This is a genomic window from Pinirhizobacter sp., from assembly GCF_035317885.1.
Lineage (GTDB): Bacteria > Pseudomonadota > Gammaproteobacteria > Xanthomonadales > Rhodanobacteraceae > Pinirhizobacter.
Genome location: NZ_DATHFX010000275.1, coordinates 1 through 10483 on the forward strand (window position 1 = coordinate 1; position 10483 = coordinate 10483).

Annotated in this window: 10 protein-coding genes and 1 pseudogene; 5 read left to right on the forward strand and 6 right to left on the reverse strand. The window is 64.0% G+C overall.

Annotated elements, in window-relative coordinates; translation table 11 throughout:
* The 4 genes from VK519_RS08890 to VK519_RS08905 form a co-directional block, all read left to right on the forward strand.
* The coding region (locus tag VK519_RS08890; RefSeq protein ID WP_324349135.1) for a ribonuclease R family protein at nucleotides 1-1769 on the forward strand (1769 nt) is incomplete at its 5' end.
* Nucleotides 1766-2509, forward strand: a complete 744-nt coding sequence (gene rlmB / locus VK519_RS08895) for a 23S rRNA (guanosine(2251)-2'-O)-methyltransferase RlmB (RefSeq protein ID WP_324349137.1) — start codon at nucleotides 1766-1768, stop codon at nucleotides 2507-2509. The genes VK519_RS08890 and rlmB, both read left to right, overlap by 4 nt.
* Nucleotides 2509-2793 (forward strand): CBU_0592 family membrane protein, encoded by a 285-nt coding sequence (locus VK519_RS08900; protein WP_324349138.1) that lies wholly within the window; start codon nucleotides 2509-2511, stop codon nucleotides 2791-2793. The genes rlmB and VK519_RS08900 overlap by 1 nt, the downstream gene beginning before the upstream one ends.
* A 109-nt stretch (nucleotides 2794-2902) precedes the next feature.
* Nucleotides 2903-3217, forward strand: a complete 315-nt coding sequence (locus tag VK519_RS08905) for a DMT family transporter (protein ID WP_324349140.1) — start codon at nucleotides 2903-2905, stop codon at nucleotides 3215-3217.
* A 51-nt stretch (nucleotides 3218-3268) separates the two neighbouring features.
* On the opposite strand, the gene phoU is transcribed toward VK519_RS08905, so the two are convergent.
* The 6 genes from phoU to rnt form a co-directional block, all read right to left on the reverse strand.
* Nucleotides 3269-3988 (reverse strand): phosphate signaling complex protein PhoU, encoded by a 720-nt coding sequence (phoU, locus tag VK519_RS08910; protein ID WP_324349142.1) that lies wholly within the window; start codon nucleotides 3986-3988, stop codon nucleotides 3269-3271.
* 21 nt (nucleotides 3989-4009) lie between these two features.
* Complete coding sequence (gene pstB / locus VK519_RS08915) at nucleotides 4010-4837, reverse strand: phosphate ABC transporter ATP-binding protein PstB (protein ID WP_324349144.1); 828 nt, start codon at nucleotides 4835-4837, stop codon at nucleotides 4010-4012.
* Entirely contained in the window at nucleotides 4830-5705 is an 876-nt protein-coding gene (pstA, locus tag VK519_RS08920; RefSeq protein ID WP_324349146.1) for a phosphate ABC transporter permease PstA, read from the reverse strand. The genes pstB and pstA overlap by 8 nt, the downstream gene beginning before the upstream one ends.
* Nucleotide 5706: 1 nt before the next feature.
* On the reverse strand, nucleotides 5707-6732 hold the full coding sequence (gene pstC / locus VK519_RS08925) for a phosphate ABC transporter permease subunit PstC (RefSeq protein WP_414692719.1): 1026 nt from the start codon (nucleotides 6730-6732) through the stop codon (nucleotides 5707-5709).
* A gap of 111 nt (nucleotides 6733-6843) precedes the next feature.
* On the reverse strand, nucleotides 6844-7860 hold the full coding sequence (gene pstS, locus VK519_RS08930; RefSeq protein WP_324349147.1) for a phosphate ABC transporter substrate-binding protein PstS: 1017 nt from the start codon (nucleotides 7858-7860) through the stop codon (nucleotides 6844-6846).
* A 244-nt stretch (nucleotides 7861-8104) separates the two neighbouring features.
* The gene (gene rnt / locus VK519_RS08935) at nucleotides 8105-8764 is read right to left on the reverse strand and encodes a ribonuclease T (protein WP_324349148.1); all 660 of its coding nucleotides are present in this window, start codon (nucleotides 8762-8764) and stop codon (nucleotides 8105-8107) included.
* 165 nt (nucleotides 8765-8929) lie between these two features.
* Between rnt and VK519_RS08940 the strand changes: the two are divergent.
* Nucleotides 8930-10483, forward strand: a pseudogene (locus VK519_RS08940) (hypothetical protein); the annotation flags it as partial.

Sequence of the window (10483 nt, forward strand, 5' to 3'; positions counted from 1 at the left end):
CCATTGCCGATGTCTCGCACTACGTGCCCATCGGCTCGCCGCTGGACCGCGAGGCCTACGAGCGCAGCACGTCCACCTATTTCCCGGGCTTCGTCGTGCCGATGTTGCCGGAAACCTTGTCCAACGGCATCTGCTCGCTGAACCCGAAGGTCGAACGCCTGTGCATGGTCTGCGACATGACCGTGGACACCGAGGGCGAAGTCACGAAGGCCAAGTTCTACGACGCAGTGATGCTGTCGCACGCCCGCTGCACCTATAACCGCGTATGGCAGGCCATCGGCGAGAAAGACGCCGACGCTCGCCATGAGCTGACCAACGTGTTGCCGCAACTTGAACACCTGCACCAGCTTTACAAGGTGCTGTCCAAGGCACGCAAGCGCCGCGGCGCGATCGACTTCGAAACACCCGAGGTGAAATTCCGCCTGGCGCCCTCGGGCGAGGTGGTCTCCATGGGCGCCGAGGAGCGCAACGACGCCCACAAGCTGATCGAGGAATGCATGATCGCCGCCAACGTGCAGGCGGCCAGGTTCCTGTCGAAGAAGAAGGTCCCGGCGCTGTACCGCGCGCATCCGGCACCGCCGGAAGAAAAATACGAAGACCTGCAGAAATTCCTCGCCGAGTTCAAGCTGCGCATGCCGCCGGCGTCGGAGGTTACCCCGGCCGATTTCTCGGCATTGCTTAAAAAGGTGCGAGGCAAGCCGGAAGAAAGCCTGGTGCAGTCGGTACTGCTGCGCTCGCAGAGCATGGCCATTTATTCGCCGGAGAACCTCGGTCATTTCGGCCTGGCGCTGGATGCGTACGCGCATTTTACCTCGCCGATCCGCCGTTATCCGGACCTGCTGGTTCATCGCGCCATCCGCTATGCCATTGGCCGAGGTGCGGCCGGAGAGTACGCCTATACCGACAAGGCCATGGCCGGCATGGCGGTGCATTGTTCGCAGCGCGAGCGCCGTGCCGAGGAAGCCGAGCGCGACGTGGACGAGCGCTTCAAGTGCGCCTGGATGGAAAAGCACGTCGGTTCGGAATTCGACGGCGTGGTCACCGGCGTCACGTCGTTCGGTCTGTTCGTCGAACTGACCGAATCGCGCGTGTCGGGCCTGGCGCACATCTCGCAGTTGCCCAACGATTACTACCGCTTCGAGCCCACGCGTCATCTGCTGGAAGGTGAGCGCACCGGCAACCGCTTCCGCCTTGGCGACTACGCCCGCGTGCAGGTGCTGCGCGCCAGCCTTGAAGACCGCAAGATCGACTTCCGCCTGGTACCTGGCGTGAAGGCGCCGCAAGCCAAACCCGCGGTAAAGCACGAGCATCGTCCGGAACCCGTGGCGGCGCCGGCGAAGAAGACCTCGCGCATCGCCTCGGCGGGTGCGGCCTTCGGCAAGGCCGTGGGCAAGGTGTTCGGCCGCAAGAAGGCCGAGGAACCATCACTGCCCAAACCGCAGCCGCGCCATGCACCGCCGAAGCCCGCGACGACCAATGAAACGGGTAGCAAGTATGGCCAGCAGTACGGCACACCGCGCGTGCAGGGAGAGGGCGGTCGCGCTGCCGTACAACAGGCCCAGGGTCGTCGCCAGGCGGGCCCGATCAAAGCTGGTGCGAAAGCTAGCCCGCAAGGTGGTCGCGCTGCACAGGGCGGCAAGGCATCCGGTGGCGGTCGCGGCGGCCAACAGGCGACGCCGGGCAAGTCCGATGGCGGCCAGCGTGGGCATGGTCCTGCGCCCTCCACCAAGAAATCCCCCCGTGGTCCAAGAGGAAAGGGCAAGGCATGAGCGAGACATGGATCGTCGGCATCAACCCGGTCGAGGGTGCGCTGGCGAACGACCCGGAGCGCGTGCGCGAGGTGATGGTGGAACGGGGCTCGCGCAATGCGCGCGTCACCGCGATCGCCGAACTCGCACGCAAGCTCAAGATCGTGGTCAAGGAAGCGTCGAAGGAGGCCCTGGAGCGGGCCAGTAGCGAAGAGCGCCACCAGGGCGCCATCGCGCGCTACGAAACGCCGCCGATGCACAGCGAAGCCGATCTTCCTGAGCTGGTGGAGAAGGCCGGTGGCGATGCCTTGTTCCTCGTGCTCGATGGCGTCACCGATCCGCACAACCTCGGCGCGTGCCTGCGCAGCGCCGCGGCGGCGAAGGTTACCGCGGTGATCGTGCCCAAAGATCGCGCTGTGGGCCTGACGCCCACTGTACGCCGCGCCTCGGCGGGCGGTGCGGATCTCGTGCCGCTCGTGGCGGCTACCAACCTTGCGCGTGCGTTGCGTGAATTGAAGGACGCAGGCGTCTGGCTTACCGGCCTTGCCGGTGACACCGACCAATCGATCTATGCGATGGACCTTAAGGGCCCCGTTGCACTGGTGCTGGGCAGCGAAGGCGAGGGCATGCGGCGCCTCACCCGCGAAACCTGCGATTTCGTGGCCAGGATTCCCATGCCTGGCTCGATGGAAAGCCTGAACGTGTCGGTGGCCACCGGTATCGTGCTGTTCGAAGCATTGCGCCAACGCGGAGACAAGTGATGAGCGGCTTCTATTGGCACGACTGGGCGGGCCTGTTGGGCGTGTTGTTGATGCTGGGCGCCTTCGCACTGTTGCAAGCCCACAAGCTGCACGGCAACGGACTGACCTACCAGCTGATGAACCTCATCGGCGCGATCGGCATCCTGCTTTCCCTCACCTTCGGGAATTTCAACCTGGCGGCCTTCGTCCAGGAGCTGGCCTGGTTCGCCATTGCCGCCTACGGCATCGCCAAGGGCGCGCGGATGAAACAGAACGAGCATTCAGGTCCCTTCCCGGACCCTTGATACAATGAACGAACCGGCGGCGCGCAATGCACCGCCGGCCTGGCAGGGACGACCTTAGCCAGCGATTTCCTTCCGCAGGGACGACCCTGCCATCGAAGGAGTCGCCTCCATGAGCTGGTTCTATCTTTTCCTTGCCGGCCTGTTCGAAATCGGCTGGGCCGTGGGCCTTAAGTATTCCGCCGGTTTCACCCGCCTTTGGCCGAGCGTCGGCACCGCGCTGGCCATGCTCCTGAGCATCGTCCTGCTTTCCATCGCGGCGAAAACCTTGCCGCTGGGAACCGCCTATGCGGTATGGACGGGCATTGGCGTGATCGGCGCCGTGGCGCTGGGCATCGTGCTGTTCAACGAGCCGGTGACGGTTGCGCGGATCACGTGCGTGGCCCTGATCATGGCGGGCGTGGCGGGGCTGAAGCTGACCGCCTAGCCCTTCGTGGGAAGGGTCAGAGTTATGACTCTGACCCCGCTACCGCTTGCCTCAGACCGGCGGTTCCATATCCGGGCTCGAGGTAAGGTCGCGCTTCACCCGCTGTTTGGTGAGCGGCTCGCCATGCACCAGGAACCATACGTTCTCGGCGATGTTGGTGGCGTGGTCGCCGATGCGTTCGATGTTCTTGGCCATGAACAACAGGTGCGTGCACGGCGTGATGTTGCGCGGATCTTCCATCATGTACGTGAGCAACTGGCGGAACAGGGCGGTATAGGCGTCGTCGAGGTCGGCGTCGTCCTTCCACACCTTGTAGGCGGCTTCGGCGTCGCGATCGCGGTACGCGGTGAGCACCGTACGCACTTCGGCAGCGGCAAGCTCGGCCAGGTGGCCCAGGCTGCGCGTGGGAGTCACCGGTGCCACCATGCTGAGCGGGATCGAACGCTTGGCCACGTTGGCTGCGTAGTCGCCGATACGCTCGATATCGGCGGCGATGCGCAATGCCGCGAATACGTTGCGCAGGTCGCCGGCGATCGGCGCGCGCAGGGCCAGCAGGCGCACCACGTCGTGGCTGATCTCCTGCTCCATGTGGTCGATGGCATCGTCGTTGATCACCACGCGCTGGGCGGCGCGCTCATCGCGGCGCTCGATGACGTCGATGGCGGCTTCCAGCTGGGTGACGGCAAGTTCCCCCATGCGGACGATTTCGCCGGTCAGCCGGGTGAGTTCTTCGTCGTAGCTCTTGATGATGTGTTCGCGCGGCGTGCTCATGTGGGTTCCTTATGCCTGGATTTAACCGAAACGCCCGGTGATGTAATCCTCGGTCTGTTTCTTGTTCGGCTTGGTGAAGATCTTCTCCGTCCGGTCGAACTCGATCAGCTCGCCCAGGTACATGAAGGCCGTCAGGTCCGAACAGCGTGCCGCCTGCTGCATGTTATGGGTGACGATGACGATGGTGAAGTCGTTTTTCAGTTCCTCCACCAGCTGCTCGATGCGGCTGGTGGCGATCGGGTCCAGCGCCGAGGTCGGCTCGTCGAGCAACAATACCTCGGGTTTGAGCGCAATGCCGCGCGCGATGCACAGGCGCTGCTGCTGGCCGCCGGAAAGGCCCAGGGCGCTCTGCTTGAGCTTGTCCTTGACCTCGTCCCACAGGGCGGCGCTGCGCAGGGCCTGTTCCACGCGGCCTTCCATCTCCGCCTTGCCCATCCGTTCATGGTGGCGGATGCCATAGGCCACGTTTTCGAAGATGGTCATGGGGAAGGGCACCGGCTTCTGGAACACCATGCCCACCTTCGAGCGCAGCCGGTTGAGCGAGTATTTCGGGTCGAGGATGTTTTCCCCGTCCAGCACGATCTGGCCCTTCGCTTCGAGCTTGGGATAGATGTTGTAGATGCGGTTGAAGATGCGCAGCAGGGTGGACTTGCCGCAGCCGGACGGCCCGATGATGGCGGTGACCTTCTTCTCCGGGATGTCCATGTTGATGCCCTTGAGGGCATGGAAGCCGTTGTAGAAGAAGTTGAGGTCGCGCACCGTGATCTTGGCCGGTGCCGGGTTGCCGTCGCCGGCGTGGGCCAGGGCGGCCTCGGCGGCGGGGGCGGGGGTGAAGGCCGGATCAGTCATTGGACACCTTGGAACGGGCGAAGAGGAGCCGCGAGCCCAGGCTCAGCAGCAGGACGAACATGGTGACGACGAAGGCGCCGGCCCAGGCAATGGCGTGCAGGCCCTCGCCCGGATCGTTGGCGTACTGGTAGATCACCTGCGGCAGGCTGGCCATCTTGTCGATCGGGTTGAACGACATGTAGTTGTTGCCGAAGGCGGTGAACAGCAGCGGGGCGGTTTCGCCCGAGATGCGGGCCAGGGCCAGCAGGATGCCGGTGATGATGCCCGAGCGTGCCGACCGCACCAGGATCTGCATGGTCAGCTTCCACTGCGGCACGCCCAGCGACAGCGCCGCCTCGCGCAGGGTGGAAGGCACCAGGCGCAGCATCTCGTCGGTGGTGCGCACCACCACCGGCAGGGCGATCAGCGCCAGCGCGATGCCGCCGGCCAGGCCCGAGAAGGTGATCGTGCCATCGGTGAGGTTCTTCATCGGCAACACCACGATGGTGTAGACGAACAGGCCCAGCACGATGGAGGGTGCCGACAGCAGGATGTCGTTGAGGAAGCGCACCGCGGAGCCCAATTTGGAGCGGTTGGCATATTCGGCCAGCCACATGCCGGCCATCACGCCGATCGGCGTGGCGATGGCGATGCCGATGAAGTTGATCACCAAGCTGCCGACCATGGCATTGGCAAGTCCCCCGTCCTCGCCATAGGCGGTGATCTTGGTGAACAGCGAGGGGCTCAGTGCGCTGATGCCCTGCTTGAGTGTTTCCCAGAGAATCCAGGCCAGGAAGAACAGGCCCACCAGCGTGGCCAGGGACGACAGCACCAGTGCGGCGATGTTGGCGATGCGTCGACGCAGGTAAAGCGAGCTATTGCCGGCCATCTTAGCGGCCCTCCTTGGTGGCCAGGCGCTGCAGCATCATGCGGGCGATCAGCAGCACGATGAAGGTGACCACGAACAGCAGGAAGGCCAGTGCCATCAGCGCCGACTTCTGCAGGCCCGCGGCCTCGGAGAACTGGTTGGCGATCGCCGAGGCGATGGAACTGCCTGGCTCGAGCAGCGAAGCCGACAGCTGGAACGCGTTACCCAGCACGAAGGCCACGGCCATGGTTTCACCCAGGGCACGGCCCAATCCCAGGAAGACGCCGCCGATCACCGCCGAGCGGGTATAGGGCAACACGATGTCCCACACCACTTCCCAGGTACTCGAGCCCAATGCGTAGGCCGATTCCTTCAGGCGCGTGGGCACTGTCTGGAACACTTCGCGCATGACCGAGGAGATGAACGGAATCACCATGATCGCCAGCACGATGCCGGCGGTAAGCACACCGCCGCCGAACGGGTACTGGCTGGTGAAGACCTTGCCGATGAAAGGCACGTGCGCGGGAATCCACGCCACCTTGCCGTCATCAGGCTGGGTGCTCATGTAGTTCACCAGCCAGGGCTTCACGTGTACCGACATGAAGGGCGAGAAAATGAACAGGCCCCACATGCCGTAGATGATGGAGGGGATGCCGGCCAACAGTTCAATGGCCGAACCCACGGGGCTGCGCAACCAGTTGGGCGCTACCTCGGTCAGGAAAAGGGAGATGCCGAAGCTCACCGGTACGGCGATCACCAGGGCGATCAGGGCGGTCACCACGGTACCGAAGATCGGCACCAGCGCACCGTAGGTATCGGTGCCCGGATCCCACTCGGTGCTGACCAGGAAGTGCCAGCCGAATTTGGCGAAGGCCTCGCGGCCACCCCACAGGGTGGACCCGGCGGCGCCCACCAGGGTCACCAGTACGATCATGCCGCAGGCAGCCAACAGCCAGGCGAACAGGCGGTCGTTCCGCGCGTCGCGGCGGTTGCGGGCGGCCATGTCGGCCGTCACCGTCGGAGCGTTCACCATGGATGGCGATGACATGGGGCGCGGCGTCCTCGAGCTGTCTTCAAGATGCCGAAGCGGCCACCGACTCTTGCGAGCACGGTGGCCGTCGGTTGGTAGGACAAGGCCCGAAGGCCTGTCCCGTCGTGCTTACTTGGCCGCGAAATCCGAAGCCCAGTAGGCTTCGATCTGCTGGACCAGCGGCGCCGGCAGGGCGACGTAGTCGAGCGAGGCGGCCTGGGCCTGGCCCTGTTCCAGCGACCACTTGAAGAAGTCGAACGCGACCTTGGTGTGCTCTGCGTTCTTCGGCTTCTTGTACATGATCACCCAGGTGGTGGCGGTGATCGGCCAGGCGTCGGCGCCCGGGGCGTTGGTCATGATCAGGTTGAAGTCCTTGGAGCTCTTCCAGTCGGCCGTGGCGGCCGCGGCGGCGAAGCCCTTGGCATCCGGCTGCAGGAAGTTGCCCGCGGCGTTCTTCAGCTGCGTCCAGGTGATCTTGTTCTTGATCGCGTAGGCGTACTCGACGTAGCCGATGGAGCCGGGGATCTGGCGCACGTACTGCGACACGCCTTCGTTACCCTTGCCACCCACGCCGGTCGGCCAATCCACCGCCGTGCCGAACTTCACCTGCGAAGCCCACTCGGGGCTGACCTTCGACAGGTAGTTGGTGAAGTTGAACGAGGTGCCCGAGCCATCCGAGCGGTGAACAACGGTGATCTTGCCGGAAGGAATTTTCAGGCCCGGGTTCAGCGCGGCGATCGCCGGGTCTTCCCAGCGAACGATCTTGCCCATGAAGATGGCGGCGAGCGTCGGGCCGTCGAGCTTGAGCTGGCCCGGCGTGAGGCCGGTGATGTTGACCACCGGCACGATGCCGCCGACCACGACCGGGAACTGGCCCAGGCCGAACTGGGCAAGGTCTTCAGCCTTGAGCGGGGCGTCGGAGGCGCCGAAGTCGATGGTGCCTTCCTTGATCTGGGCGATACCGGCGCCCGAACCCACCGACTGGTAGTTAAGTTTGTTGCCGGTCTTTTCAGCGTAGGTGGCTGACCACTTGGACAGAACCGGATAAACGAAGCTCGAACCCGCGCCCGTGATGTCGGTCGCGTGGGCTGCGAGGCTAAACAGCGATGCCGCGATGACGGCGGCGATGCGTGATTTGGCGAACACGGTGAGTCCTCTGTTTTGGGTGGGCGGACGATAGGCCCGCTCCCCGCATTTCAGGGGGGGCGTGTTGCAATGAGATGATTCGAATGTTGCAGCCGTATGACACGGCGCGCTTCCTTAACGCGAACAACGACTTCCCTTTCACGCCGGATCGTGGTTTCTTGCGATCCAGCGGCCGGTGGCGCGGATTCGGGGTCCGGGGTCAGAGTTTTACTCTGACCCCCAACGCCAACGCAGGGTCAACCCCTCAAGCGAAGGGCAGGCCGACGGTGTCCCGCTCGTACTGTTCGAGCTCGCGCCAGCGGTTGCAGATACGGCAGAACAATTGCGCCGTGCGCTCGGCGTCGTAGATCGCCGAGTGGGCTTCGCGAAGGTCGAAATCGAGCCCTGCGGCAAGCACTGCCTTGGAAAGCACCGTCTGCCCATAGGCGAGCCCGCCGAGGGTGGCAGTGTCGAAGCTTGAGAAGGGGTGGAAGGGGTTCCGTTTGTGGCCGGTCCGGCGTACGGCTGCGTTCAAGAATCCCAGGTCGAACGAGGCGTTATGCCCTACCAGGATGGCGCGCTGGCAATCGCTGTTGCGCATGGCCTGGCGTACGGCTGCGAATACGTGGTCCAGCGCCAGGCGTTCGGGTAGGGCGCCGCGGAACGGATGCGAGGGATCAATACCTGTGATCTCCAGTGAGCGGGGATCGATATTGGCGCCGGGGAAGGGATCGACATGGGCCGAAACGGCCGGTTGCGGGTGCACGAAGCCGGCGTTGTCCATGCCGATGGTGATCACCGCGATCTCAAGCAGGGCGTCGGTCTCGGCGTTGAATCCGCCGGTTTCGACGTCCACGACCACGGGCAGGAAGCCGCGGAAACGCTGGGCCATACGCGTGGCGGCATTGTTGGGTGCGTTATCCATCTACCCAGCATATCAGCCGCGCCCACGATACCGCTGTAGTCGTTTTGTCACATAACGTCCATCTGGCCGTCAAATGCCGCCGCCATCCTGCGCCTATTCCTGCCGCACCGTTTCTGGCGGATAGGGGGCCTACAGATGTCTATTATTCCTAGCGGAGAGAATTCCATGCGTTCCAAAGTGCTCGCGGTAGCCGTTGCTTCCGCCCTGGGCCTCATTAGCCATGCCGCGTTCGCGCAGGACTCGACTGACGCGTCGAACTCCAAACCCGTCCGTACGCATCGCACCACATCATCGTCGGCATCGGACAAGGCCGAGATCGAGATGCTCAAGTCGCAGTTGGCCGCCCTCCAGGCCCAGCTGAATGCGCAGGCTGCCCAGGTCAGCGCGCTACAGGAGCGCACCGACGCCCAGTCCGATATCAATGTCAGCCAGGGCCAGGCGACAGAGACCACCCAGAAGCAGATCGCGGCCACCCAGAAGTACGTGGACGACGCCAAGGCCGGCAAGCTCGACTACAAGGGCGTCCAGCTGACGCTCGGCGGCTTCCTGGAAGCGGCGTCGATCTACCGTTCGAAGGACGTCGGCGCCGACATGGCGTCGAGCTTTGCGATTCCCTATAGCCAGACCTCCACCGCGCATACGCACGAAACCCGTTTCAGCGAGCGCCAGAGCCGCCTGTCGTTGCTGGCCACGGCTGATATCAATCCGGACGTGCACGTCAGCGGTTACTACGAGGGTGACTTCCTGGGCGCCGCCCAGACCGCCAACCAGAACCAGAGCAATTCGTTCACGCCGCGCACGCGTAACGTCTATGCCGCGCTGGACTGGGACACCACCGGCTTGCACCTCCTGGCCGGCGACAGCTGGTCGCTGCTCACGCTCAACGCCAAGGGCATCATCCCGCGCACCGAGCAGCTGCCGCCGTCGATCGACGCGCAGTACGTCCCGGGCTTCACCTGGGCGCGCCAGAACCAGATCCGTATCGTGAAGGACTGGGGCAAGGTGTTCTGGCTGGGCCTGTCGCTGGAAAATCCGCAGACGACCTTCGCCACCACCAAGGTGCCGGCTGGCGTGACATACAACCAGGTCGGTGGCTCCGGCTTCAACTCCGCCAACAATATCTCGCTCAACCAGACGCCGGACGTGATCCTGAAGGCCGCGCTCGATCCGGGTTGGGGCCACTACGAAGTGTTCGGCCTTGGTCGCGAGTTCTACAACCGCTTCGGCGGAACCAACCACACCGAGCACGGCGGTGGTTTCGGCCTGGGCCTGATCCTGCCCCTGGTGCCGAAGATCCTCGACTTCCAGTTCAGCGGCATGACCGGCAAGGGCATCGGCCGCTACGGTACCGCAGGCCTTTCCGACGTGACCTTCCGTCCGGATGGCAGCCTGGCCCCGATCAAGGAAACCATGCTGCTCGGTGGCCTCACCCTGCATGCCGGTAGCGACGTGGACGTTTATGCCTTCGGCGGCCAGGAACGCCAGCAGAAGGAAGCCTTCACTGTTGGCACCACCCCGTATGGTTATGGCAACCCGCTGTATGTCAACTCAGGTTGCAACATCGAAGGTTCGCCGCTCACCTGCGTAGGCAACACCCAGAAAATATCGCAGGGCACGCTGGGCTTCTGGTGGCGCTTCTACCAGGGCAAGTACGGCAAGGTGCAGTTCGGTGCCCAGGCTTCGCACACCGAGCGCAAGGCATTCGAGGGCATCGGCGGT

Bases quoted from the DNA above. Each gene is read 5' to 3' on its own strand.
- rlmB (WP_324349137.1), top strand. From the start codon at position 1,766: ATGAGCGAGACATGGATCGTCGGCATCAACCCGGTCGAGGGTGCGCTG.
- VK519_RS08900 (WP_324349138.1), top strand. From the start codon at position 2,509: ATGAGCGGCTTCTATTGGCACGACTGGGCGGGCCTGTTGGGCGTGTTG.
- VK519_RS08905 (WP_324349140.1), top strand. From the start codon at position 2,903: ATGAGCTGGTTCTATCTTTTCCTTGCCGGCCTGTTCGAAATCGGCTGG.
- phoU (WP_324349142.1), bottom strand. From the start codon at position 3,988: ATGAGCACGCCGCGCGAACACATCATCAAGAGCTACGACGAAGAACTC.
- pstB (WP_324349144.1), bottom strand. From the start codon at position 4,837: ATGACTGATCCGGCCTTCACCCCCGCCCCCGCCGCCGAGGCCGCCCTG.
- pstA (WP_324349146.1), bottom strand. From the start codon at position 5,705: ATGGCCGGCAATAGCTCGCTTTACCTGCGTCGACGCATCGCCAACATC.
- pstC (WP_414692719.1), bottom strand. From the start codon at position 6,732: ATGTCATCGCCATCCATGGTGAACGCTCCGACGGTGACGGCCGACATG.
- rnt (WP_324349148.1), bottom strand. From the start codon at position 8,764: ATGGATAACGCACCCAACAATGCCGCCACGCGTATGGCCCAGCGTTTC.